Genomic DNA, 25,837 nt, shown 5'->3' with positions numbered 1-25,837 from the left:
GGGGAACATCCATGAGCTTTGCGGAGGAGCAGATCGCGTTCCGCGACAACATCCGAAGGATGGCTGCCAAACATGTCGCGCCGATCGCGGCCGAGATCGACGAGACGGACCGCTTCCCCCTCGAGATCGTAAAATTGTTCGGCGAGATGGGGCTGATGCAGCTCTGGGTGCCCGAACGATATGGCGGGCCGAACGGTAACCTGACGCTGGCCTGCATCGCGCGCGAAGAAATCGCAAAATTCTCGGCGGCTTGCGCCTCGATCGCGGCGCTCAACACCATGTTCATCATGCCCCTCCTCCATTTCGGTTCGGAGGAACAACGGCAGAAGTTCTTGCCAATCATAGCCAAGGGCGGCGTCGTGACGGCGATCGCGATCTCAGAGCCCCAGGCCGGCTCCGACGTCACCGCGATCAATACGCGTGCCAAGCGGGACGGCGACTGCTACGTCCTCAACGGCCGCAAGCAGTGGTGCAGCTATGGCGTTGTCGCCGACTTCATCGTCGTGATGGCACGAACGAGCGACGATCCGGGCGCCGATGGCATCAGCGCCTTTATCGTCGAACCGAAAAGCATGCCGGGAATCACCTTCGGAAGGCACGAGCGAAAGGTGGGCTTTCGCGGTGCGCCAAATACGCCGATCTTCTTCGACAATGTTCGCGTTCCCGTCGAAAATCTGGTCGGAGAGGAAGGCAAGGGCTTTCGCGCGTCGATGCGAGCGCTCGATCTCAACCGTCCGACCATCGGCGCTCAGTCCGTCGGATTGGCCCAAGGCGCGCTCGATGCCTGCATCGCCTACGCGAAAGAGCGCAAGCAGTTCAAGAAATCGATCTCTGAATTTCAGGGCGTGCAGTTCATGCTGGCCGACATGGCCATGCAGATCGAGGCTGCACGCGCGCTCGTCTATGAATGCGCCCGCGCCGGCGATGCCGGCGATTGGAAGCGCCTGAACGTGCTTGCCAGCATGGCCAAATGCGTCGGCAGCGACATGGCCATGAAGGTGACGACGGACGCCGTGCAGATATTCGGCGGTTACGGCTACACCATGGATTACCCGGTCGAGCGCATGATGCGCGATGCCAAATTGACCCAGATCTTCGAGGGCACCAACCAGATCCAGCGGATGGTCATCGCTCGCGAGCTACTACGATAAAGATTGCAGATAAGGACATTCCGGGGAGGAAGCACTTTGGACAGCACGATCATTCGAGCTCTGGTCGCCGTTGCGTTGTCGGCAACACTCGTCGCAGGACCCGCCCATGCGCAAAAAACCTACGATCCGGGCGCCAGCGATACGGAAATCAAGCTCGGCCAGTCGACGCCGCTGAGCGGCCCGGCCTCCGCCTTTGGCGCCGGCGCGGGACGCACCGTCGTCGGCTATTTCGACATGGTCAATGAACAGGGCGGCATCAACGGCCGCAAGATCAGCTTTAGCCAGCTTGACAACGCCTACAGTGCGCCAAAAGCCCTGGAGCAATCCCGTAGGCTGGTTGAGGACCTCGGCGTACTCGCCGAGGTGGGCACCATCGGTACGGTGCCCAACGTCGCTATCCAGAAATTCCTGAACGCGAAGCACGTGCCGCAATTGTTCATCACGGCCGGCGGACGGCGCTTCAACGATCCCAAGAATTTCCCGTGGACGGTACCGCTATATCCCGATTTCGAAACTGAAGGGCGGATTGTCGCCAAGTATCTCCTGAAGAACAGGCTCGACGCCAAGATCGGCGTTCTCTACCAGAATGACGACTACGGAAAGGATTACCTCAGGGGATTGCGCGCCGGACTGGGCGAAAAGGCGTCGCAGATCGTGCTGGAGGCATCCTATGAGCTCGCCGATCCGACGATCGATTCGCAGATCGTGCAGTTGAAGTCCGCCGGCATCGATACACTGGTCGAGCAATCCTCCTCAAAGGCTGCGGCGCAGTCGATCCGCAAGGTTCACGAGCTCAACTGGAGCCCACTTCATATCATCGGCGGCTCGACCGCGTCGGTCGAAACCATCCTGAAGCCTGCAGGCCTCGACGCCTCGAAGGGGCTGGTGACGACACAGTTCCTCAAGCAGCCTGGAGATCCTGCCTGGGCCAATGATGACGAGGTCAAGGCCTACAAGGAATTCCTGAAGAAATATGCGCCTTCGGCCAATCCGGACGATTATTCCGTGCTGGTGGCTTACATGAACGTGCATGCCATCGAGCTGGTTTTGAAGAAATGCGGCGACCGGTTGACCCGGGAAAACCTCATCCGGCAAGCGACCTCGCTGCACGGAGTGCGGTTGCCCATGATGCTGCCGGGTCTCTCGATCAGCACGAAGCCGGACGACTACGCGGCGTTCAAGACCTTGCAGATCGCCGTCTTCGACGGCGTAAGCTGGAACCTGACTGGAGATCCGCTGTCGGCCGAATAGCCCCCGGGGTCTATCACCCCCCTGCTGGACAAAGCTACGTTGAGATCGCCAGACAAGCGTCTCCCGCGGGGCCAGAATTGCGACAGGATATCGCGCTGCCCGCTCGGCTTGCTCATGCGAGGTCAAGCTTCGCCAAAGCTGAACCCGCTCGGCGTCAACAGCAAAAGGGGCGCAGTCACGTGCGCGATTTGCCGACCCGAGGTCTGCATCTCAAACTTGCCGTAGTCCATCGGCTGACGTAGTTGTCGGCAATGCTGTCGTTTATCCTCCGCAGGCTGTGGCTGGCCGCGCTGGTGTGCCTCACCGTCCTGGTCGTCAGCTTCACGCTGACACACCTGTCCGGTGATCTGGCCGCGTCGATCGCAGGGCCAAACGCCACGGCGGCGGATATTGCGATCATTACCAAGAACTATGGCCTCAACCGGCCGGTGGTGGTGCAGTTTATCGATTGGGCCAGCCACGCCGCCGAGGGCGATCTCGGCCGCTCCTACCTCTTCCACGCTCCAGTTTCAGGACTGATCCGCGACCGCCTTCCGGTGACGCTGACCCTTGGCCTGACCGGCCTGGTCATCGCGCTGCTGATAGCCCTGCCGCTCGGCATCCTCGCTGCGGTGCGCGAGGGCTCGGCGATCGACCGGGGGATCATGCTGGTGGCGCTTCTCGGGCAGGCGATGCCTGGCTTCTGGCTGGGCCTGATCCTGATCGTCGTGTTCGGCCTCAACCTGCAATGGTTGCCGATATCGGGCATCGACACCTGGCAGGGCTATATCATGCCGGGATTCGTGCTGGCCTTCTCGGCTGTCCCTGCGCTGATGCGCCTCACCCGGTCGGGAATGATCGAGGCGTTGTGCGCGGATTACATCCGCACCGCGCGCGCCAAGGGTCTGAGCCGCTCGATGATCATTCTCAAGCACGCCTTGCGCAACGCGGCGATGCCCGTGGTCTCCATTGCAGCGGTGCAGCTCGGCTTCATGCTCGGAGGCTCCGTCGTGACGGAATCCGTGTTCGCGCTGCCGGGCGTTGGCTATCTCGCCTGGGAATCGATCACCAAGAACGACTTTCCGGTGGTTCAGGCCGTCGTGCTGTTCCTCGCTATCATCTATATCGTGATGACACTGCTGGCGGATATGTTGAACGCGCTGCTCGATCCGAGGTTACGAGCATGAAAGCGGCTGCCGACACTTACGCCGCGTCGAAGCGCTGGCGGCTGCCCACCTTCGGCCAGCTCGCAACGCTGCTCGGGGCGGTGATCGTGATCGCCGCATTCCTGGTCGCGGTCTTCGCGCCCTATTTGACGCCGCATGATCCTTTCGCCCAGGATTTGAATCTGCGCCTCATCCCTCCGATATGGATGGAGGGCAGCCAGGCTACGCATCTCCTGGGCACCGACCAGATTGGGCGCGACTACCTGTCGCGTCTGATCTATGGCACGCGCATCTCCGTTCTGATCGGCGTGCTGACGGTCGTCACGTCCGGCATCATCGGCATCACGCTTGGCATCCTCGGCGGGTTCTATGGCGGGCGGATCGATGCCGTCGTGATGTTCGTGATCACCTGCCGCCTCTCGATTCCGCTGATCCTGGTGGCGCTGACGGTGGTGGCGCTCGTCGGCAGCTCATTGACCGTGGTGATCCTCACGCTCGGGCTGCTGTTGTGGGAACGGTTCGCCGTGGTGGCGCGCACGACCACCATGCAGGTGCGGAACCTCGATTACATCGCAGCCGCACAGGCCGCCGGTGCCTCGCGCGCGCACATCCTCTTGCGCGAGGTGCTTCCCAACATCGCCAACCATCTTGTGGTGGTGGCGACGCTGGAGATGGCGCTCGCGATCCTGCTCGAAGCGGCGCTATCATTCCTCGGGCTCGGCGTTCCGCAACCCCTGCCGAGCTGGGGGCTGATGATCGCCGAGGCTAAGGAGTACATGTTCTTCAGCCCGTGGGTGATCGTGACTCCCGGCGTTGCGCTGTTCGTTCTGGTGCTCGGCATCAATCTGCTGGGTGACGGGCTGCGCGACATGCTGCGCGCCGATTTGCGGCAATGGCGCTCGTGATGCCGAACGCAGTGCTGAGCATCGCCAATCTGCGCGTATCGTTCCCCCGGATGGAGGCGGTGCGCGGCGTCTCGCTTGCGCTCAACCGCGGTGAGGTGCATTGCGTCGTCGGCGAGTCCGGGTGCGGCAAGTCCATTTCGGCGCTGTCGGTGATGAACCTGCTGCCGCGCGGTGCCGTCCGCAGCGCCGATCACATCCGCTTTCGCGAGCACGATCTGCTCGGCATGTCGGAGCGGCAGATCGCCCGGCTGCGCGGCGATAAGATCGCGATGATCTTCCAGGAGCCGATGACGAGCCTGAACCCGGCCTACACGGTTGGTTCGCAAATGGCCGAGGTGTTCGAACGCCACCGGCGGGCGACGCGGCGGCAGGCCCTGGACAGGGCGGCCGAATTGCTGGCCCGTGTCGGGATCACCGCGCCGGGCATACGCCTCGCCCAATATCCGCATCAGCTCTCCGGTGGTCTGCGCCAGCGCATGATGATCGCCATGGCGCTGATGTGCGATCCGGAACTGCTGATCGCCGACGAGCCCACGACGGCCCTCGATGTCACGGTGCAGGCGCAGATTCTGCGCCTGCTGCAGAAGCTGCAGCAGGAAATGGGCCTGGCCCTGCTGCTGATCACACATGACTTCGGCATCGTGGCGCGCATGGCGCAGCGTGTCTCGGTCATGTACGCCGGAGAAGTGGTCGAGAGCGGCCCAGTCGAGCAGATCTTCAAAGCGCCGACACACCCCTACACGCGAGGTCTGCTGGACTGCATTCCAGTGCCCGGCGTGACCAAGGTAGGCGAGCCCCTGGGCAGCATTCCGGGCGTCGTCCCTCGCATGGCGCCGGGCTTTTCGGGTTGCGGCTTTCGCGACCGCTGCGCATTGGCGACGGCCGAATGCGCCGAGACCATGCGCCTGCGTGATGCGGGCGCCAATCACTTCTATCGCTGCCGGCTGCCGCCGAACTGGAAGCGGGGCACTTTGGCATGACGCACGCGATCGAAGTCCGCAATGTGTACCGGGAATTCCAGCAACGCAGCAGTCTCGGGCGCGCGCGGGGCGCGGTGCGCGCCGTCGACGGGGTGACATTCTCGCTTGCCGCAGGCGATGTGCTCGCCGTCGTCGGTGAATCCGGCTGCGGCAAGTCGACGCTGGCCCGCTTGATCATGGGGCTGTTGCCGCCAAGCTCCGGCGAAATCCTGGTCGATGGCCGCAGCCTCGCCCGCATGGACCGGCGCGAACGCGCCCGCCTGATCCAGCCGGTGTTCCAGGACCCGTTCTCCTCGCTCAACCCGCGCCAGCGCGTGCGTGACATCGTCGGCCTACCGTTGGCATCGCAGGGCGACCTGCCGAAGGCGCGGCAGACCGAGCGCGTCATGGAGATGCTGGCGCGGGTCGGAATTTCCACTGAGATGGCCGAGCGGCTGCCTGGCCAACTCTCCGGCGGCCAGCGGCAGCGCGTCGCCATCGCCCGCGCGCTCGTGCTGCATCCGCGCATCGTGGTGTGCGACGAGCCGACCAGTGCACTCGACGTCTCGGTGCAGGCGCAAATTCTCAACCTGCTCGCGGAATTGCGGCGCGAGCTCGGGCTGACCTATCTCTTCATCAGCCACAATCTCGCGGTCGTCGAACATATCGCGACCGAAGTGGCGGTGATGTATCTTGGCCGGATCGTCGAGCACGCGTCGACGCAAGATTTGTTCCGGCAGCCGATGCACCCCTATACGCAGGCGCTATTCGCCTCCGTCCTGACGCCGGATCCGGCGCTCGGCGTCCCTGATGTAGGTCTCGGCGACACCTACCCCGATCCCACCAACATCCCCTCGGGCTGTCGTTTCCATCCCCGTTGCCCGAAGGCATTTTCCGAATGCCCGGCAACTGCGCCCGACAACATCCGCAAGGATGGCCGCCTTGTCGAATGTCTGCTGGCTGTTGACAACCAGACGAGAGCAGATCGACGAGACGGTCCGGTGGCTCACTTCCAGCTCGACAGGTAGAAGCGCGGCAGATCGTCCGGGAAGCCTTGAAAGCTCAGTTGTTTTGAAAAGGCGACGTAACGGACGGCACCAAACAGCGGCACGAACTCGGCCCGTTCGGTGGCGAGCCGGATGGTCTCGCTATAGGCGTGGCGGCGCACTTCCGGATCAAGCGTCGTTCCGGCCTTTTTCAGCAGCTCCTGCACGTCGGAATCGCGCGCATAGTCGTCCAGCCCTCCGCCGAGGAAATAAGGCATGAAGGCAGAGACGTCGTTAATGGAGTTACTGCCCCAACTGCCAGAATACAGCGGCGCCTCGCCCGCCTCCGCCTTCTGGATGGCGGCGCCGATCTGCAGTTGCTGGATGCGCAGGTTGATGCCGACGGCCTTGAGGTAGTTCTGCAATGCAGCGTTGATCTGTGGCGTGTTGTAGGAAATGAGCTCGGTATCGAAGCCATTCGGATAGCCGGCTTCGGCCAGAAGCTGCTTCGCCCTGGCCGGATCGTAGGGATATTTGACGGCCGCCGATACGTCGCAGCCGAACTGGCTCGGATAACACGGCGTGTCGATCACCTGCGAGTCGCCCTGGATTAGCTGCTTGGCCATGGTTTGGCGGTCGATCGCCGAGAGGATCGCCTGGCGGACCTTCAGCTTGGTCAGCGGGTTGTCGGCGCCGGTGCGGCCGGCCGCATCGATCGTCATGAAATAGACCCGCATCGTGCCAAAGCGCAGCGCTTCCAGATTCGGCATCCTCGCGATATTGGCGAACTGATCGGCATTGTAGCCCCAGATCCAATCGGCCTTGCCGCCGAGCAGCTCGGTCATTTCGGTCGTGGCGTCCGGCACCTCATGGATCTTGATGTAGCGGATCGCGGGCCGCCCTTTGGGGCTGCCGGCGTAGTGGCCATCGTATCGCTCCATCTCGATCTGCGTGGTGCCGTCCACCTTGGTGATCTTGTAGGGACCGGTGCCGATCGGGGCACGGGAGAAGCCGTCGGGACCGACCTTCTCGCGATAGGCTTTTGGCCAGATCGGCGTCACCATGGCGAGGTATTCCATCACGGCGGGCGACACGCCGGTCAGTTTCAGCCGCACCCGAAAGTCGTCGAGCTTCTCGGCGCCGGCGAACGACGAATAGTAGGCGGGAATCGCCACCCGCTTGTCATGGATGATCGTGTTGATCGTGTACACCACGTCGTCGGCGGTAAAGGGGTCGCCGTTCTGGAATGTGACGCCCTGGCGCAAGGTGAAGTCGATGGTGGTCGGATCCACCTGGTGCCAAGAGGTCGCCAGCGCAGGTTTGATCTCCATGGTCACGGGATCGCGATAGACGAGGCAGTCGAAGGCCTGGAATGCCACGACCATGCCGGTGCGCTGCGAATTGTAATAGGGATCGACGTCAGGAATGGCTTCGCGCCAGGTGATGCGCAGCGTGTCGGCCGATTTTTCCGCAAGCGCCGGGGCCACCGTCGCAAGCGTCATGCAAACCACCGGTATCGCGTTACGAAGCCAGATAACCAATCGCATCGATTTAGCCCCAATTCCGAAAAGCAGAGGTCGAGGAAAGACCAGCCCGGCACCAGAAGCAACCCGCATGCCTATGCGCTGGATGCGGGTTGGTGCTGCAGGTCGCTTCCTCTCCGAGGAGCTGCCGAGCGGCCGAACAGGCCGTTTCGCGGGCCGCCGCCCCTCGCCCACACGGCATTTGAACCAGCTCACTTGACTCCGCGATACCGAGCTGTGTTCTATTCAAGTCCCACATCCTGCCCGTGTGAGGGGGTCACATGTCGCGCGCGAAGCTGAGGAACGTCTGGTCGCACCTACCGGCTTGGGGAGCGCTGTTGCTGGGTTTCGGAACGCTGATTGGCGAGGCCCGGGCGGACAGGCCTGCACTCGGGCCATCCGGAACGACGCCAGAGCCGTCAAGTCGATCGGCATCAAGGGCGGACGAAGTGTTGGTCAGGATCGACGGCGAGAAGATCTACATCTCGCAGGATGGCGACAGGTTCGAGGAATTACGCCTGGGCGATAGTCCCGAGGCTGCGTATCTGAAGACGCTTTTGCGCCATGAGGGCGCTGACGGACGTTCGGTGTCCGTTCCCATCGGCTCGATGATCGTCGCAAGCGGCGGCGGGAGCGGCAAGGGCGAGAAGCCCAAGCACTCGCGGGCACCGGGCAGTATCGGAAACAGCAAATGATCCCGCTCTTGCGGCAACGCGACCACTAGGGACCGCCCTCGCCGATGGAGCGGCCGGATTTCGCCAGCCTGGCGGATGGCCTCCATGGCCCGGTGCTCAAATCGTTCAGGCATGGAACGCATCGAACGACCGCGCCGGAAGAGACGCTGGCGCGCGTGGCCCCGCTGGCACGGCAGATCGGCATCACCCGTCTCGGCAATGTGACGGGACTGGATCGCATCGGAATTCCGGTCACCGTCGCCGTTCGCCCGAATTCGCGGTCATTTTCGGTCTCGCAGGGCAAGGGGCTCGGGCTTCCCCAGGCACTGGCCTCCGCCATGATGGAAGCGATCGAGCTGTTTCATGGTGAGAACCTCACGGAGCGCACGGTGGTCGCGAGCTTCCGGCGGCTCTCGGCGGAAACCCGCGTGGTGTCCCCCGACTTGCTCTGCGGCACCGGTATTCCGCTTCTCGATGAAGCCGAGATTGCCTGGATCGAGGGCTATGATCTGCTCGGCCGCGAGCCCTGTTGCGTGCCCTGGGAAGTGGTGCATACCGATTACACGCTGCCGACCAGTCACAGCGGCGAGCACTTTCTGTCCGGCACCAACGGATTGGCGTCCGGCAACCATCTCGCTGAGGCGATCAGCGCCGCCATTTGCGAGCTCGTCGAACGCGACGCCGTCGCCCTGTGGCATGCGCAGGACATGCGCGCGCGGTCGCGCTGCCGGGTGGATGTCGCCTCCATCACCGACGAGGATTGCCGTGGCCTGCTTGACCTCTACGAAAGGGCACGAATCTCGCCCCGGCTTTGGGACGTCACGTCCAACCTCGGGATGCCCGCATTCATTTGCGACATCCCGGCCGCGACCGACGATCCCTCAGGCGGATTGAGACGATATCGAGGAGCCGGCTGCCACCCCAATCGGACCATCGCGCTCGCCCGGGCCCTGACCGAAGCGGCACAAACCCGGCTCACTTATATCGCCGGCATCAGGGACGATCTCCTAGACTACACGGAGTCGGCAAGGGACAGATTGGGCGCAGCCCTGCTCGATGCGGCGTCGCAAGCGGCCGAAGCACGCGCCTTTACCGATGTCCCCAGCTTCGACGCGGATGACGTCACGGCGGACTTACGGTGGGAGCTTGACCGATTGCGCGCGGTCGGCGTGGAACGGGCGGTTGCGGTCGATCTCACGCGTCCGGATCTTGGTATCCCCGTTGTCAGGATGGTGATCCCCGGCCTCGAATGGGATTGCACCCATCCCCGGTACGTCCCGGGCTCTCGGGCGCGACGCGCCGGCGGTCGCGCCGAATGACCGCCGTCATCTTTGCCGGGCCGTCACTGCCGCCGCACGTGCGCCCTCATGTGGCGGGGGTTGAATGGCGGCCGCCGCTGCGCCGCGGCGACCTCTATTTGGCCGCTTTGCAGCGGCCGGCGCTGATCGGCGTCGTCGACGGATATTTCGAAACCGTGCCGACGGTCTGGCACAAGGAAATCCTGTGGGCGATGGCACAGGGCGTCCATGTCTACGGTGCCGCCAGCATTGGAGCGCTGCGGGCCGCGGAGCTCACAGAATTTGGCATGACAGGCATCGGTCATGTCTACCGGAAATTCCGCGCCGGCGAATTGACCGATGACGATGAAGTCGCCGTTCTGCACGGGCCCGCCGAGGTCAACTATGTCCAGGTCACCGAGGCCATGGTGAATGTGCGTGCGACCGTCGACCGCGCACGGCAGTCAGGCATCGTCGGGCCGGACCTCGCATCCGCCCTCGTCGAGATCGCCAAGTCGCTCTTCTATAAGGAGCGGACCTACGAGGCGATCCTGAAACGCGCGACCGGGCGCGGCCTTGCGCAGGAGGCACTTGATCGCTTCGCGGCGTGGCTCCCTCGCGGACTGGTTGATCAAAAGCGCATCGATGCGGAAGAGATGCTCCACGCCATGATGGCCCATCTCGAAGGCGGCGTGACCCCGCTTGAGGTCACTTACCAGTTCGCCCACACTTTCGCCTGGGAGGAAGCTCGCCAGCTCATCAAGCGGGCAAGCGGCGCGGCCTTGGACCCGCCCTCCTGAGCTTGGTGTCACATCCTGCGGGCCGCGTTCGTCATGGCTGACCCGTCAGGAACCCGAGCGCGCGCAAGCACTCGACCTTCTTTGCCAGGACGTTGGAGTTGAGTAAGTCGGACACATTCACGTCCTGGCCACCCAGCCGAAACTCGATGGCCTGATTTGGTGTCGCATCCGCCAGCACTTTGTATTTGTACGTTTCAGCTACATCTTCCATGGGATTGGGAATCGCCGCAGGACTGGCGAATTCGTGGCTGCTGTACACGCTTCTAATCACGTCGTTTGCAGCCCCAATCCTGCCTTGCCGCGCCAGCGTTCTCAGTCGGCTGAGGCTGACATCAGGATTTTTCGGCCTGTTGTTGTATTGCTCGCCAAAATCGACCCATCGCCGCATGTTCTGATGAAACCGGCGCGAATCCCACGATGCGTTAATGAAGGCGTCCTCGAAGCACGCGCTTTGCGGTGGACCGCTCACCTCCCGTCGCGGGTGGGCCGGGTCAACTCCATCTCCGTTGGAATCGGCGAGCAGGGTATGGCCGAGCTCGTGGGCTAGTCCGGCCAGAACCGTCAGCTCCGGATCGGCAGGAGCGGCCGATCGCAAACGCAGCAGCCGCGCTCGATCAAATCGACCACGGAGTCGCACAAGCCTGTCCACGGTCTCGTTTTCCGTTTCGGCGACTGATTTTCTGGTCGCCAGCTCGGAGTCGGAGATGGCGAGATAAACGCCCTTGCCTGGCGGGCGGTCCGCGCCTTCCCAAAAGCCCCACCCCCATGGGCCCCACACGTCCGCTTTCGTCACGAACAACTGCGTCAACCGACACAGCTTGCCCTTCATGTAGTCCGGCGCCCGGCTATACGCCTTTGCCAGCACGGCCTTTTGCTGATCGGACACCTTGCGCTTGTCGCAGGCCGGGGGCCGGTATGTCCCGTCGGTGCCAGCCTTCCCTGGATTATAGGAGGTGTAGCAGGCCTTCTCCGCAAACTTCTTGCCGTCCGGGTCGCTGTCACACGTCCCCTGGAAATGACTGACGGGTGGTTCGGTTGGCTTAGGCTGCTCGGCGGCCTGCACCGAATAAGCCGCCATCATCAGAACGACAGACGTAAACAACGTGCTCGACTTCATCGCCACGCCTCCAATCCTCCCCGGGGCACTGGTCCGATGAGATCGGCCCGACACCCGGATGTGTTCTAGGGGCAGCCGATGATCACGTATTTGTGGAATTAGCCGCCCTGCCCTCACGCCTATTCAACAACCACGCCGTGTGGGAATACAAGCCCAATTTCCTCATTTGCGGGTGGCCTGACGTATCGGCTGGATAGACCTTTGACTTGTATCCGGCACCTTCTTGCCGGCTTAGCGGGCGGCATCGGCTTGCAATTTGTACCACCCTGGCGCCATAAAGTGCCGCTACGGTTGCGACCGAGTGAATGCTTGCGTGGGGTCTTCAACCAGCGCCGGCGCTCTAACTTCATTTACCGACGTATTTTTTATTATGACAATAGTCCCTTCAAGGCTGCCTGCCGCAGGCACGTCCCCCACTGGAACGCCACACTGGCGCAGATGGGCACTGAACGGCGCCCGTGCTATCCTAATCCGCCAGGTCTGTAAGGTGTGGTATGGAGTGCCCTAACTGCCGCGCAGACGTCTCAGAACTTGCCAGGTTCTGCAGCCAGTGCGGATCGGCATTGGTGCTGAGCTGTCCTTCCTGTGGCAACAGCGAAGCGCCCAGTTCGAAATTTTGTGGCAAATGCGGCACGAGCCTCGCGGGCTCGGGCGGGGCAATCCGAAGTCCCGAACTCGCGCCAAGCCTGCCCCGAGCAGCGCTCGCCGAGCGTAGCCACCTCACGATAATGTTCTGCGACCTTGTCGGCTCGACGGCGCTGTCCGTCCGTCTCGACGTCGAAGACTTTCACGACCTGATGGGCGCGTACCACAAGCGCGTTGCAGAGATCGTGCCCCGGTTCGGCGGGTTCGTGTCCCGCCGCGTCGGTGACGGTGTCCTGGTCTATTTCGGTTACCCCGACGCTCATGAAGATGATCCCGAGCAGGCCGTGCGGGCCAGCCTCGCCTTGATCGAAGGGATCGGGCGCCTTGAGAGCCCGGAGCCGCTTCAGATCAGGATCGGCATCGCCACCGGCCTCGTGGTCGTGGGTGATCTGATCGGATCGGGAAACGACGCGGAGGTTCTGGGCGAGGTACCCAATCTGGCCGCCCGGCTGCTTGCTCTGGCCGAGCCGAACACGATCATGATCGCCGAGAGCACGCGGCGACAGATCGGGTCGGTCTTTGCGCTGGAGGACCTCGGGTTCAAGGACCTCAAGGGCTTCACCGAGCCTCAACGCGCTTGGCGGGTGCTGGGCGAGAACCGCTTCAAGAGCCGTTTCGAGGCGCTGCGCTCGGCCGAGACACCGCTCGTCGATCGCCAGGAGGAAACCGAGCTCTTGCTTCGGCGCTGGACACAGGCAAGAGCCGGCGAAGGGCGTGTCATCCTGTTCTCCGGCGAACCTGGCATCGGCAAATCGCGGCTGACGGTGGCGCTCCGGGATTTGCTTGATACCGAGCAGTACACCGAATTGCATTACTTCTGCTCGCCTCATCACCAGGCCAGCGCACTCTTCCCAGTCATCAATCTGCTCGAGCGTGCCGCCGGATTCGGGCGGGAAGACACGCCCGCGGCAAAGTTGGATAAACTGGAAGCGTTGATGGCCGAAACCTCCGCGACCGAGCGGGACGTGGCGCTGCTGGCTGACCTCTTGCTGCTGCCCACGGCACGCTATGGCAGCGTTGAGCACAACCCGCGACGCAGGAGGGAGGAGACTTTCGAGGCATTGCAGCACCAGCTCACCGCGTTGGCGCGGAGGAAGCCGGTGTTGATGATCTTTGAAGACCTGCACTGGATTGATCCGACCACGCAAGAGCTGCTCGACCTCTTCATTCGTCGGATCGGCCGCATGCCCGTCATGCTGATTGCAACGTTTCGCCCGGACTTTGTCGCGCCATGGGCAGACCAGCCGCACGTGACCACGCTGACGCTCAACCGTCTGAACCGGTTCGATAGCGAGGCCTTGGTCCGGCAGCTCGCGGCGAAAGCGAAATCATTGCCGAGTGACCTGATAGGAGAAATCGTCGAGCGCGGGGATGGCGTTCCGTTGTTCCTGGAAGAGGTGACCAAGACCGTCGTTGATGCCGGGCCGGCTCGGCGGGCCGAATCCTCAACGTCGCGCCCGTCGCTCTCGGTGCCACCGACACTGCATGCCTCCTTGATGGCGAGGCTTGACCGCATCGGCCCCGCGGCCAAGGAGATCGCGCAGATCGGCGCGACAATTGGCCGGGAGTTTTCTTACGAGCTCGCGGCCAAGGTTGCCGAGCGGCCTGAGAGGGAGATCAAGGAGACGCTCGGTCGGTTGGTCGAGGCCGGCCTGATCTTCCAGCGCGGCGAGCCACCGCAATCCAACTTTCTGTTCAAGCACGGCCTGCTGCAGGATGCCGCCTACAGCACCCTGCTGCGGGACCGGCGCCGAAGCCTGCACGCGCGCATTGCGCAGGCGATCGAGGAGATGTTTCCCGAGATCGTCGAGAGCCAGCCCGAAGTGGTGGCGCGCCACCGGACCGAAGCGGGTCTGAGGAAGCAGGCTGCGGTCTATTGGCAGCGCGCCGGTGAGCTGGCGTTGCGCCGCTCGGCCGGGAGCGAGGCACTGAAGCATTTTTCCAGCGCGCTGCAGCTTCTGGATGAGATGCCAGATTCAGCGGAGCGCTGGCAGCAGGAGCTCGACATCCGGCTTGGACTGGGCACCGCCCTGATCATCGCACGCGGTTTTCGCTCGGCGGGGCACGAAATCGTCGATCACTACGCCCGAGCCGTCACGCTCGGTCGGGGGCTAGGCGACGACAAGAAGCTCTTCAGGGCGATGTGGGGCAATTGGTACACGAACCTGATTACGGGGCGCACCGAGCAAGCGCTCGGAATGGCCAACGAGCTCGTTGAGGTGGCCGAACGGCTTTCTGATCCCGATCTGATGCTCGAGGCCTATCATTCGCGCTGGGCGAACTCCCATGTGCTCGGCCTCAATTCGATCACTCTTGCCGACACCGAGCGCGGCATCGCGCTGTACGATCCCGAGCGTCATCACGCGCATGCGTACGATTATGGCGGTCACGACACGGGCGTATGCGCTTATGCGCACAGCGCCATCACGCTCTGGGTCACCGGCTTTGCGAAGAAAGCAATACAAATGTCGATTGCCGCGCTCGAACTAGGCAGTCGGCTCGGCCATCCTCCGAGCCTGGCCCATGCAGCATGGTGGTCGGCAGCGCTTCGGCAAATGCTTCGCGCCCCGGAGCCGTGCCGCGAATATGCCGAGCTGACGATACGCATCGGGCGCGACCAAGGGAGCAACATGTTCGTCGTGTGCCCGCTGCTTCTGGGCTGGACCGTGTTCCAATGCGGGCAGATGTCAGAAGGCCTGGAGCGCATGGAGGATGCCGTCGAGGCCACGCGGCAGTCGGTGCGACGCTTCTATTACGAGTATGAGCTTCTGGTGTTCGCTGAGGCCCTGCTGAAGGCCGGGGAGCTCGACCGTGCGCAACAAGTCGTCCAGGAGGCGCTCGAGGTCATCACGACCAGCCGCAACCGCCTGTTCGAGGCGGAAGCGCATCGGCTGGCGGGAGCATGCCTCGCGGCTCGCGGCGGCGAAGCGGTCGCGGAGGCCGCGCGTCGCCTGTTGCAGGCGATCGAGACCGCGGACCGGCAAGGGGCGCTTGCGTTCAAGCTCCGTGCTGCCACCAATCTCGCCCGTCTGTGGCAGGACCAGGACCGGCGCCGCGAAGCGCGCGACCTTCTCCGGCAGGTCTACGATCAGTTCACGGAAGGATTCGATACCCCCGACCTCAAGGATGCCAAGACCCTTTTGGACGAGCTGGACGTCAACGGCACTTCGCGCCCGTAAGAGCGGTTCTGGACATTGTGGCCAAGTCTTTGTTTGGCAATTTCCAGGTCCACCCCGACAGCCGACATTCCGGCAGCAGACGCGTTATTCGGCTCGCGGGCCAGAAGCGACATCACCCTGCGGCAACTTCAATGGGCAAGCCTCGGTGAACATATTCCCGACCGGCGACATCCAGACGAGGGGACGGCCCAGGGAGCATTACTGCGAGGTGGTTCACGCCCCCTCCCCGGGTTCGCCGAACCATCTCGATGCGGCTTGAGCAGCCTGCTCCGCGTCAGGGACGGCTTCAGCGGCCCAGGCAACAACGCCGTCAGGACGCACAAGCACAGCGCTCAGACCCAGCCGATCCTTGACCTCGCTTGCGACATACGCCATCCGACCGCTCCAGCGAGCCGCAAGCGCTCGAAATTGTGACCGAGCGTCAAAGTCCAGGAAGAGGCCTTTCCCCTTGCCAAGGAGCTCGGCGAGCCTTGTCCCGTCGGCCAACTCGAAGTCGGGAGCGCTGAGACCCACCAGCGGATGGCCGCCGCCAAGATCATAGCGGAGAGAAACACCCCACACGCGCTCAGCAAAATATGTCGAGCCGTCGCGCGTGTCGATGAGGTCACGGATGATAGCTTCGAGCGCGCGCGTACTGCGGGTCGGCCGCATGAGCGCGACCTGGGCACGCGACCAATCGAGGATCTGCACTCCCACCGGATGCCGCTCGCTGAAATAAGTATCGAGCAGGCCGACCGGGGCGCTGCCACTGATCGTGGAAGCCAGCTTCCAGCCAAGGTTCATCGCGTCACCAAGCCCAAGGTTGAGGCCTTGGCCACCCAAGGGGGAATGGATGTGCGCGGCGTCGCCGGCGAGCAGCACCCGCCCTTTGCGGTATGCGCTCGCCTGATAGGCGCGGTCCGTCCAGGACGTGGCAAGCTTGAGGGCCGTCAAGGTGACATCGACCCCAGAGATGCGGCGCAATACCGCCTGCACATGCTCAAGCGCAATGGGCTGGGTTCGGTGGAAAGCGCCCCCGTCGAAATCGACCATCGCGATCGTCCCGGGCCACGAATAAGTATACATGCCCGTCGGCGTGTAGTGGCGGCCCGGGCGGAGCTTGTTCGGATCGGCCATATCGACTTCAACGGAATAGCCGGTGAACTCGGGATCGGTGCCGACGAAGTCGAAGCCGCCGGCCTTGCGAACCGTGCTACGGCCGCCATCACATCCAACGAGCCAGCGTCCGCGAAAAGTCTCACCACCAGCGCGAATGGTGACTTCCTCGTCCGATTGCCTGAGATCCTCGACGCCGATACCGCGCCTGATCGCGACTCCCATTGCGCTTGCGCGAGCGGCCAAGACGGATTCGAGGTGCTCCATCTCGACCGCCACGCTGTTACTGGCTGGACTTGGCAACCGATACTGCCACTTCGAGGTATCGATGTTGTCCTGGTAGAACTGGATGCCGGCGAAATGGCCGCCCGGGCGGCGCGGCAACTGCATCCAATGCGGGGTGCTCGACGCGCTGCCGCCGCCTGCGTCATCTTTCGCGCGTTGTGGCGTTACGATGTCGTTCAGTAACCCGCGGCGATAGAAGGCCTCGATGGTAGGCACCGAAAGGCCGCGCAAGCCGAATGGAAGCCGCTTCAGAGGGGAATTCGGTTCCTCGCTCTGCTCCAGCACCAGCACGGACAACTTGGCGAGGCGCAATTCACACGCCAGAAACAGGCCGACAGGGCCGGCGCCGGCGATCACGACATCATACAGCAAGCGGTAGATCCCCCATTGCTGTCGTCAGCGCCAGCATCCACGGCATGGTCGCGCTGCCAAAAGACTCTATCAGGGAGCAAATCCTGGCTTGAGACATGTCGCCGAGCCTCCTATAAAAATTCGCACCGAGTGCGATTTTTTATTACACTCGGTGTAATTTTGCAAGCGGCCATCGGCAGGGTCGGTTCATATGAAAAGCAGGTGCGAAAGGCCGGAGGGCCTTAGGGAACGCAAGCGGCGCGAGACGTCCGAACGGATAATCGAAAAGGGTTTGAAACTGTTCGTGAAGAACGGCTACGAAGGCACTACGCTCGACGCGATCGCGGAAGCAGCCGGTATCTCGCGCCGGACCTTCTTCTATTACTTCAAGTCCAAGGAGGACGTGCTGCTGGCCGCGCATGATAGCGGCTTCCGCGAAGCGCTGAGGCCCGCAATGCTCGACGAGTCTCCCGATCAGGCTCCTCTCGAAGCCGTCCAAAAGTGCCTGATCAAGCTCGCTTCACGCTACGAGACGAAGGAGTCCATCGTCTTCGACCGCCTGATGCAATCGACCGAGGCACTCCGCGCGCGGAAGGAAGCCGTTTTCGTCGAGACGGAGCAGATCCTGTTGGAAGCGATGTGCGAGCTTTGGCCGTCGCCGGAACGGCGGGACGGACTTCGCCTGGTCGCGATGGTGGCGATGGGCACGTTGCGCCTAGCCCTCGACAAGTGGAAACAGAACAACGCGGCGCGCCCATTGGCTTATTACCTCCGTCAGAGTTTCACCCTCTTGGCAAAACAGTTCTGAAGATGTCCGCCAGGGGTCGATGACGTCGCGGCAGGCGATCTCGGGGATGGCGGTCTCGCGCCGAGGAACTCGTCGGCGCTGCAAGAGATCAAACGGTCGCGACCGGCGTTACCGGTGAACCGACGGCTCCGGGCAGCCGTAAGGGCGGAGCCGTCAGAAGAAAACGAGATCGGCCAGCGTTGCGCAACCAATCCGCCAAATCGCTGAGGAGCCAGAGCTCGCCGAGATACACGCCAAGGCGGAATAGGCAATGATCATGAAGCGGATGGAAGGCGAAGGCATGCGCCTCGCAGCAAAGGTTCGGCAGGCGCTCGACGGCTGGATTGTCGGCGATCAGCGCGACAACGCCCGAATCCGTGATCCATTTGAGCAGGGTGTCATCCCTGCCGTCGAGAGCCGCGCCGGTTTGGGCAAGACGCGCCGCATCCGGAGATTTGCCCATGGCTAGCAACACGCGGTCGAAGCCGGTTCGCATGCAGATCATGTCGCCTTGCTCCACCTCGATCTGGTCGGCTTCCATGATCCGCATCAGTTGATCGTATCCGACGAGCACAGCACTCTCGCCGAAATGGGCAGCGAGGTCGATCATGACGCCCCGCCCCTGTATACAGCGCTCGGCCATATGCTCGATTCCGAGCGCGCGCGCACCTGAATGGCCGCCGAGGTCGCGCTCCGTTGCGCCGCGATAGTCGACGGGACCGGCGATATCCTCGACCGCCCGGAAGCCATTGTAGAAGACCATCTCCGCGATGCCGTCTCCATCGGCGTCGAACATCTGGCCCATATGAGCGAGACTGTCCCATTGCGTGGAATATTGCAGCGTCAGCTCGACCGCGTCGTCACAAATGACGTCGGTGTATCGGCCGCCGAGACGGGACAATGGAAAGGTCATGTTCGGTTTGCCGTCGCGCATCGCAGGAAAAAGCCGCGGCGGTGGACGGCGCGGGTTCAACGCGACGCCGCCAGGATAATCCAGCGGCAGACTGAGGCAAAAGGTTCGGCCTTCGACGACCTCGGCAATGCCCTGCCTCACCTTTTCCGGCGTCAGCAGATTGAGGCGGCCGACCTGGTCGTCCATACCGAAGTCGCCCCATGTCGAGTGGTCGGGACGCCGAGTCCAGCGAGGGCGTGCCGCGGTGGATCCTGCCATCTCAGCGCGCCTCCGATTGCTTCGGAATCCAGATTTCCGTATTGAAGGCGGCGATGACAGCGGAAATCAGCGCAGCGGCCGCGATGAAGACCGCCATCGAAGTTGGAAGCCCCCAGATCGGCGTGAAGATCGCAACCACGTAAGGCGCGCCCACGCTCAGCGATGTCATCGCATAGCCGATGCCAACACCGACGCCGCGACGCGCGGCGGTGAAGCGGCGTGCCAGATACATCGGCACGATGCCGAATATGCTGTTGGCGACGAGTCCCATGAGAACCGCGCCGACGGCCAGAGCAAGCTGATCATCGATCAACGTATAAAGGAGAGTCGAGGGGATGGTCAGAAGGAGGTAGGAGACGAGAGTGCGCCGCTCGCCGAACTTCTCCACCAGATAACCGGCCAGCGGCTTCCCGAAGATCGAGGCAACCGAATAGATCGCCACATAAGGAAAGACGCCGCTGGGGTCCAGGTGGCGCACCGTGATCAGGAACGTCGGATAGAGCGAGAAGATCGCCCAGAGCATGAAGTTGACGAACGCCATGAACGCCCATCCCTGCACGACCGCAGGCGTGATCCTCAAGGGCTCTTTAGCCGCTTGGCGGCCGCGCTGCTCGAGCCAGACCGGGGATTCGGAAACACCAGAGCGGACGAAGATCGCCAACAGCGCCGGCACCACGCCAAGAAAGAACATCCAGCGCCAGCCCGCCGATGGAAACACCAGGCGGAAGCAGAGCGCTGCGAGCAGATAGCCTAATTCATAACCGGCCATCATCAGGCCCGCGGCGGTGCCGCGCGTCTTCTCGGGCAATGACTCCATCAGCAGCGACGCCGAGGCGCTCCACTCGCCGCCAAACCCGATCCCGAACAGAGCTCGAAATACGAGAAACGACAGATAGCTCCACGCCAGGCCGCTGAGACCGCAGAAGAACGAAAACCAGAGAATGGCTACGATGAACGGCAGCTTGCGGCCAAACCGATCCGCCGCCGCCCCCCAGGCGATCGTACCGACGACCTTGGCCAAGCCGGTTGCCGTCACCACGAATGCCATCTCGGGGAGTGATGCATCGAATATCTTGCTGAGGTGGGGAATGAGAAACAACAGCATCGTAAAATCGAACCCGTCGAGGCCCCATCCTGCCATGGCGGCCACAACGATACGCCAATGCGGCTTCAACTCCCTCAAATTGTCCCAGAACCCCGACATGTATTCTTCCCTTGTTATTGTTGAGGTCCGATAGGACCTATCGATTTACGAAATAATGCTGATCGACCGTGTCGCCCCGCAGAAACGCGAGCACATTGCGCACGGTCATCAGCGAGACCTCGCGCCGAGCTTCTTCCGTCACACCGCCGCAATGCGGCGTCACGATCACGTTCGGCAAAGTCCAGAGCGGATTGTTGTTCGCGGGCGGCTCGACCGCGAAGCTGTCAAGGCCCGCCCCCGCGATCCGACTCGATCTCAATGCATCGACCAGCGCCGGCTCATTCACGATCTCGCCGCGCGCCGTGTTGATCAGCAGCGCGTTGGGCTTCATGAGGCCGAATTCGCGCGTGCCGATCAGATCCTGCGTCTCCGGAGTCAAAGGACAATGCAGGCTGACCACGTCGGATTGGGCGAGAAGCTCATCGAGCGTGTCGACCTTCCGCACGTGCGGGCCGAATGCCGCGGCCGGAGCGAAGGGATCGTAGGAAACCGGCGTCATGCCGATAGGTACGACCATAGAGGCGAGCGCCCGGCCGATCATGCCGATCCCGACGAGCCCGAGTATACGGCCGCGCAATTCATTGCCTCGGTAGTTCTTCTTGTCCCAACCGCCGCCGCGCACATAGGCATCCTGATTGCGTACGTCCTTGATCAGCGCAAGCATCAGCATGAGTGCGTGTTCGGCGACCGAATGAGCGTTGGCGCCGACGGCGGCGAGCACCGGCAGGCCGAGCGCCTTCGCCGCCGGGAGGTCGATGTCGTTGGTGCCGGCGCCATGCTTGGCGACCACCTTGAGTTTCGTCGAGGCCTTCATGAGATCTTCGTCGATCCGCTCGACATTCCGCACGATGATGGCGTCGGCGCCTGAAGACGCGAGCAGATCGACGGCCTCCATCTTCGCCGGATAGGCGCCGGTATGCAGCGAAGTGACGCCAGCAGCACGCAACATGTCCTCTCCCTCGGGAGCCACGGGGCCGCCGAGACTGACGACGGTAAACGCCATAATTGAAATCCTTTCTCTGCCGATCAGGCGCGCGCCTGGATCGGCCGGACCTTGCCGAGCAGCAAGGCGTAGTTGAGAATGCCCAGCAGTCCGATCGCCGCCGAGAACAACAGCGCCGCGTTGAACGATCCGGTCTGCGCGACAATGAACCCGGTGATGATCGGGCCGAGGACTCCGCCGAAATTCGACACCATATTCTGCAGGCCCGCGACCACGCTCGTCATATTTTTCGGCGCGACATCACCCGGCAGCGCCCACACTTGAGAGGCCGCGACGGTCGTGCCGGCCTTCGCGATGCACAGCAGAGCGACCGCAAACCATACATTCTCCGCGATCGCGGCAAGTCCGATGCACAACGCCATGGTGAGGCCGGTGATCAGAAAGAGCTTTCGCGTCACGGTCAGCGACAGGCGCTTGGAGCGGACGACGCGATCGGACAGCATGCCGGCGATGATTTCGGCGACGAGACCCGACAGCAGCGGCAATGATGCGACAAATCCCATCTCCATCATCCCCATGCCCTTCTGCTTGACGAGGTAGGTCGGCAACCAGGTGATGAAGAAGTAGGAGATGTAGTTGATCGTGAAAAAGCCGAGGCACATCGCCCAGATGTTGCGGTAGCGGAGAAGCTCGTACCACCTCATCGCAATGGCGTTGTCCTCGCCATGCCGCGTCACCTGGTCGCCACGGATGCGAGCAACCTCCGCTTTGTTCGCCATCGGATGCGCTTCCGGCGTCTCCGTGAAGAACCACCACCATACGATGGCCCAGACCACGCCAAATGCCCCGATCACGACGAAGGTCATGCGCCAGCCCACCAAGGCAATCAGCCAGACGATGAGCGGCATGGCGACCGCGCCGCCGAATTTGGATGCGCTGTCGAATAGACCGGAAATCGTCGCGCGCTCGCGATCCGGGAACCATTTGGACGCGATGCCCGCATTGCTCGGGTAGGCGCCGGCCTCGCCGATGCCGAGGCCAAGACGCATGATGAACAGAGAGTAGAACCCGGTGGCGAGCCCGGTCGCGGAAGTCGCGATCGACCATAAGCCGACCGAAGCGCCCAGGCCGATTTTCTGGCCAAAGCGATCCGCGAACCAACCGGCGGGAATCTGCAACAGCGCGTAGGACCAGAAGAAGGCGGAGAGGATGAAGCCCATCTGGTCTGCAGGAATCGACAGTTCCTTGCTGAGATGCGGCGCCGCCGCTGACAGGACAGTGCGGTCGATGTAGTTGATCGCGATCGCCAACCACATCAATCCGCCAACGATCCAGCGAACTTTCGTCGATTTCACGAGGGCGCCCGCAGGCGGCGTCACGACATCTCTCATCTTGTCCTCCCCTTTTTGTTTTTCGATGCGCGCCGCTCAAACCACCAGTTCGGCAAAACGCTTGGATACCTCCTTGATCTTCGCGTTTGTCTCGTCCGAAATCAGGACCGGCGCGCGGCTTGCTCCCACGTCGGACATCGCAAGGCATAGCGCGCGCTTCACCATCGCCGGTGGGAAGCCGTGCGCGTATAGATCCTTTCGCAACGCCGAGTAGCGGTCCTGATGCGCCGCTGCCGCCGCCGCATCGCCGGCCACAAAGGACGAATGAATCGCATTGAGCGTCACCGGTGAGATGTTGCCGAGACCGGAAATGCAACCGGCGGCGCCGTTCTGCAGACCATGCAGAACCAGCGAATCCGGTCCGACGAGCACGTCGAAATCGTCGCGCTCGCGCGCGATGGCAAGAAAGGCATCAAGACTTTCCTGGGAGCCTGCGCTGTCCTTGATGCCGATGATGTTGGGATGATCGGCGAGGATGCGAGCCGTCTCCGGCTGGATCGTATTCCCGGTGCGAGCAGGGATATTGTAGAGATACACCGGCTTCGACAGTGCATCGGCCACACGGCGATAATGATCGACCAGTTCGGGCTGCGAACAGGCGATGAAGGACGGCGTGATCGCCGACACCGCCTTTACGTCGAGTTTCTCGATTCGTTTGCCGAGCGCGATCGTTTCGTGTGTCGAGATTTCGCCGATGTGAGCGAGGACGGGGACGCGACCGGCGGCAGCGTCCACGCAGATTTCAGCGACGCGCAGCTTTTCCTGGAAAGACAAGGCATAGAATTCGCCATTAGTGCCGGCACAGAAAACGCCATTCCCCGCTTTGGCTTGGCGGTCGAGCTGGCGACGCAGTGCGGCCTCACCAATTTCCTCGTTGGCATCGAACGGTGTGACGATGGCGACGAATGGTCCAAAGATCCGGGTCATGTGTCTTCTTTCCTGTCCTCAGGCGGCGGCACGGTAGATGGCGAGAATGTCATCGCGCGTGAGATCGCGCGGGTTGTTGTCGAGCAAGCGCCGGATGGCGTGTGCTTCGTCCGCCATAACCGGGAGATCGTCGGCAGGAACGCCCAGAGCCGACAGGCGCATCTCGCAGCCGAGATCGACGCACCATTTGTGGGCCACGGCGAACACGCTCGCGGGGTCGGATTTCGCCTCAAGCCCTAGCGCGGCAAGAATCGTCGCCGTGCGCTCCGGAACCGCGGGCGTGTTGTAGGCGAGCACGTGCGGAAAGATCAGCGCATTGGCGGCGCCGTGCGGGATGTGATGGCGCGATCCGAGCGGATAGGCGACGGCATGGCCTCCCGCCGTATTCACCGGCCCAAGACAGAAACCGCCGTAGAGCGAGGCGAGCGCCATGCCGGCGCGCGCTTCGCGGTCGTCGCCCTTCTCTGCCGCGCGGGGCAGCCAACGTCCGACGAGGCGAATGCCTTCCAGCGCATAGAGATCGATGGTCGGATGCGCCTTCTTGTTCGTGTACGCTTCGACACAATGGGCGAGCGCGTCGACGCCGGTCGCGACCGTGATTGCACGGGGGACGCTGAGTGTCAGATCCGGATCGACCGCGGCCAGATCGGCCAACATGTGGTCGCTCTGCACGGCGAGCTTGGCGAGCGTCTTCGGATCGGTGACCAGCGCGCGCGTTCCCGCTTCGCTGCCCGTGCCGGCGGTGGTCGGCACCTGCACGAGTGCGCGCGAGCGGCCAAGAATCTTGTCAGGACCGACCACATCCATGAAATGCTGGCCGCTGCCGGGCAAGACCGCGGCGAGCTTGGCGAGATCCATGGCGCTGCCGCCGCCGAAACCGATGACGAGATCAGGTTTCGAAACGTCGACGGCAGCCAGGAGCCTTTCCAGATCGGCAGCGTCCGGCTCCGGCCGGAAGGCATCGAAGACGACTGTCTCGCAGGCGAGCCGCAAGACGTCGACGCGCGCCGCGTTGAACGTATCTGCGACAACAAAGGCTTTCTTCAGGTCACGATTGCCGACCCAGTTGCCGACGCGTGCGGCGACGCCGGAGCCGAACAGAATCTGCTTTGGGCGGACGAGGTCGATCGGTTGAGACAGAGAGGTGGTCATTAAGCGTTCCCGATTTGTAGGCGAGCGGCAGCCAACTTGACGGCATAGTCGATCGCTTCGATCAACGAGGTCTCGCTGGCGATGCCTTTGCCGGCGATATCGAAGGCGGTGCCGTGATCGACTGAGGTGCGGATGATCGGCAGGCCGAGCGTAATGTTGACGCCCGACAGGGCATTCCAAGTCCCGGTGGCAGGATCGACGCTGAACCCGAGCAGCTTGACCGGGATGTGCCCTTGGTCGTGGTACATCGCGACGACCGCATCGTATTGACCGGCGCGCAGCTTGACGAACACGGTGTCGCCGGGCACCGGGCCGACGACATCGAACCCGTCGGCCACGCAACGTTCGATGGTCGGAGCGCTGACATCGATATCCTGGCGGCCGAACAAGCCGCCCTCGCCGGCGTGCGGGTCGAGCGCGGCGACGGCGATGCGCCACCGAGATAAGCTGAGACCACGCAACGCATCGTCGGTCAGCTCGATCACGTAGCGCAGACGTTCCGGCGTCAGCTTCTTCGGAACGTCCTCGAGCGCAACGTGCGTGCTCACGTGGCTGACGCGCATGTTGCCGCGTGCCAGCATCATCACCGAACCGCGCGCGCCGGTCAGATGGGCGAGCATGTCGGTATGGCCCGCGAAATGATGGCCGGCCTTGTTGAGCGCTTCCTTATTGAGCGGTGCGGTGACAATGCCGTGAATCCGGCCTGCCTGCGCGAGTTCGACCCCGTGCGCGACCGCCGGCGCGGCCGCGCACCAGCGGACACCAATCGGACCAAACACGGATGCGAATTGCGCGGCGCTATCGAGGGCGCCGGTCAGGTCGTCGGCGACGAGACAAAGACGCGTCAACCGCGTCCCTTCCGTTCCGAACATTGTCCTGACGTTCATTGTCCGCCCGTCCCCTCCGCAGGCGGATGTGC

General features: G+C 62.9%; 21 protein-coding genes and 1 pseudogene. 12 read left to right on the top strand and 10 right to left on the bottom strand.

From position 1 onward, the window contains the following. The first annotated feature begins 11 nt into the window (after positions 1-11). From P6U23_RS16290 to P6U23_RS16265, 6 genes are all read left to right on the top strand, one after another. Positions 12-1,151 carry an acyl-CoA dehydrogenase family protein gene (locus P6U23_RS16290; RefSeq protein ID WP_407180724.1) on the top strand — a complete coding sequence of 380 codons (1,140 nt, stop codon included), beginning with the start codon at positions 12-14 and terminating at the stop codon, positions 1,149-1,151. Between the two features lie 36 nt (positions 1,152-1,187). Continuing rightward, entirely contained in the window at positions 1,188-2,402 is a 1,215-nt protein-coding gene (locus P6U23_RS16285) for an ABC transporter substrate-binding protein (protein WP_407180723.1), read from the top strand. A gap of 251 nt (positions 2,403-2,653) precedes the next feature. After that, entirely contained in the window at positions 2,654-3,568 is a 915-nt protein-coding gene (locus P6U23_RS16280) for an ABC transporter permease (protein WP_407180722.1), read from the top strand. Then, positions 3,565-4,452 carry an ABC transporter permease gene (locus P6U23_RS16275; protein ID WP_407180721.1) on the top strand — a complete coding sequence of 296 codons (888 nt, stop codon included), beginning with the start codon at positions 3,565-3,567 and terminating at the stop codon, positions 4,450-4,452. The genes P6U23_RS16280 and P6U23_RS16275 overlap by 4 nt, the downstream gene beginning before the upstream one ends. Beyond that, the gene (locus P6U23_RS16270; protein WP_407180720.1) at positions 4,440-5,432 is read left to right on the top strand and encodes an ABC transporter ATP-binding protein; all 993 of its coding nucleotides are present in this window, start codon (positions 4,440-4,442) and stop codon (positions 5,430-5,432) included. The genes P6U23_RS16275 and P6U23_RS16270 overlap by 13 nt, the downstream gene beginning before the upstream one ends. Then, on the top strand, positions 5,429-6,439 hold the full coding sequence (locus P6U23_RS16265; protein WP_407180719.1) for an ABC transporter ATP-binding protein: 1,011 nt from the start codon (positions 5,429-5,431) through the stop codon (positions 6,437-6,439). Before P6U23_RS16270 ends, P6U23_RS16265 begins: the two co-directional genes overlap by 4 nt. Here P6U23_RS16265 and P6U23_RS16260 read toward each other — a convergent pair. Further along, positions 6,418-7,899 (bottom strand): ABC transporter substrate-binding protein, encoded by a 1,482-nt coding sequence (locus tag P6U23_RS16260; RefSeq protein ID WP_407180718.1) that lies wholly within the window; start codon positions 7,897-7,899, stop codon positions 6,418-6,420. The two genes, P6U23_RS16265 and P6U23_RS16260, sit on opposite strands and share 22 nt — an antisense overlap. A 470-nt stretch (positions 7,900-8,369) precedes the next feature. On the opposite strand from P6U23_RS16260, the gene P6U23_RS16255 reads away from it, so the two are divergent. The 3 genes from P6U23_RS16255 to P6U23_RS16245 are packed head-to-tail and all read left to right on the top strand — an operon-like array spanning position 8,370 to position 10,671. Continuing rightward, positions 8,370-8,615, top strand: a complete 246-nt coding sequence (locus P6U23_RS16255) for a hypothetical protein (RefSeq protein WP_407180717.1) — start codon at positions 8,370-8,372, stop codon at positions 8,613-8,615. Between the two features lie 44 nt (positions 8,616-8,659). After that, positions 8,660-9,913 carry a YcaO-like family protein gene (locus tag P6U23_RS16250; protein ID WP_407180716.1) on the top strand — a complete coding sequence of 418 codons (1,254 nt, stop codon included), beginning with the start codon at positions 8,660-8,662 and terminating at the stop codon, positions 9,911-9,913. Then, on the top strand, positions 9,910-10,671 hold the full coding sequence (locus P6U23_RS16245; RefSeq protein WP_407180715.1) for a TfuA-like protein: 762 nt from the start codon (positions 9,910-9,912) through the stop codon (positions 10,669-10,671). The genes P6U23_RS16250 and P6U23_RS16245 overlap by 4 nt, the downstream gene beginning before the upstream one ends. Positions 10,672-10,702: 31 nt before the next feature. Here P6U23_RS16245 and P6U23_RS16240 read toward each other — a convergent pair whose 3' ends face one another. Next, positions 10,703-11,788 (bottom strand): hypothetical protein, encoded by a 1,086-nt coding sequence (locus P6U23_RS16240; protein ID WP_407180714.1) that lies wholly within the window; start codon positions 11,786-11,788, stop codon positions 10,703-10,705. 494 nt (positions 11,789-12,282) lie between these two features. On the opposite strand from P6U23_RS16240, the pseudogene P6U23_RS16235 reads away from it, so the two are divergent. Then, positions 12,283-12,360: pseudogene (locus P6U23_RS16235) on the top strand (zinc-ribbon domain-containing protein); the annotation flags it as partial. Positions 12,361-12,516: 156 nt separating this feature from the next. Next, positions 12,517-15,612, top strand: coding sequence for an ATP-binding protein (locus tag P6U23_RS16230; RefSeq protein WP_407181485.1), 3,096 nt, complete (start codon positions 12,517-12,519; stop codon positions 15,610-15,612). A 213-nt stretch (positions 15,613-15,825) separates the two neighbouring features. Here the strand turns inward: P6U23_RS16230 and P6U23_RS16225 are convergent, their stop codons facing one another. Beyond that, positions 15,826-17,364: an FAD-dependent monooxygenase gene (locus P6U23_RS16225; RefSeq protein WP_407180713.1), complete on the bottom strand. Its 1,539-nt coding sequence runs from the start codon at positions 17,362-17,364 to the stop codon at positions 15,826-15,828. Between the two features lie 271 nt (positions 17,365-17,635). Between P6U23_RS16225 and P6U23_RS16220 the strand changes: the two genes are divergently transcribed. Continuing rightward, positions 17,636-18,151, top strand: a complete 516-nt coding sequence (locus tag P6U23_RS16220; protein WP_407180712.1) for a TetR/AcrR family transcriptional regulator — start codon at positions 17,636-17,638, stop codon at positions 18,149-18,151. Between the two features lie 88 nt (positions 18,152-18,239). Here P6U23_RS16220 and P6U23_RS16215 read toward each other — a convergent pair whose 3' ends face one another. Genes P6U23_RS16215 through pdxA form a run of 7 tightly spaced genes read right to left on the bottom strand, consistent with a single transcriptional unit; the run spans position 18,240 to position 25,805 of the window. Then, positions 18,240-19,301, bottom strand: coding sequence for a cyclase family protein (locus P6U23_RS16215; RefSeq protein ID WP_407180711.1), 1,062 nt, complete (start codon positions 19,299-19,301; stop codon positions 18,240-18,242). A gap of 1 nt (position 19,302) precedes the next feature. Next, complete coding sequence (locus P6U23_RS16210; RefSeq protein WP_407180710.1) at positions 19,303-20,505, bottom strand: MFS transporter; 1,203 nt, start codon at positions 20,503-20,505, stop codon at positions 19,303-19,305. Positions 20,506-20,542: 37 nt separating this feature from the next. Beyond that, positions 20,543-21,508, bottom strand: coding sequence for a hydroxyacid dehydrogenase (locus P6U23_RS16205; RefSeq protein WP_407180709.1), 966 nt, complete (start codon positions 21,506-21,508; stop codon positions 20,543-20,545). A 23-nt stretch (positions 21,509-21,531) separates the two neighbouring features. After that, the gene (locus P6U23_RS16200) at positions 21,532-22,839 is read right to left on the bottom strand and encodes an MFS transporter (protein ID WP_407180708.1); all 1,308 of its coding nucleotides are present in this window, start codon (positions 22,837-22,839) and stop codon (positions 21,532-21,534) included. Positions 22,840-22,875: 36 nt separating this feature from the next. After that, a complete protein-coding gene (locus tag P6U23_RS16195) occupies positions 22,876-23,766 on the bottom strand; it encodes a dihydrodipicolinate synthase family protein (RefSeq protein ID WP_407180707.1) in 891 nt (296 codons plus the stop codon). 18 nt (positions 23,767-23,784) lie between these two features. Continuing rightward, positions 23,785-24,918, bottom strand: coding sequence for an iron-containing alcohol dehydrogenase (locus P6U23_RS16190; RefSeq protein WP_407180706.1), 1,134 nt, complete (start codon positions 24,916-24,918; stop codon positions 23,785-23,787). Then, entirely contained in the window at positions 24,918-25,805 is an 888-nt protein-coding gene (pdxA, locus tag P6U23_RS16185; RefSeq protein ID WP_407180705.1) for a 4-hydroxythreonine-4-phosphate dehydrogenase PdxA, read from the bottom strand. Before pdxA ends, P6U23_RS16190 begins: the two co-directional genes overlap by 1 nt. Positions 25,806-25,837 lie beyond the last annotated feature (32 nt).

Origin of the sequence: Bradyrhizobium sp. STM 3562 (genome assembly GCF_045571435.1) — a bacterium.
GTDB lineage: Bacteria > Pseudomonadota > Alphaproteobacteria > Rhizobiales > Xanthobacteraceae > Bradyrhizobium.
This window is presented reverse-complemented; position numbering and strand designations above follow the sequence as displayed.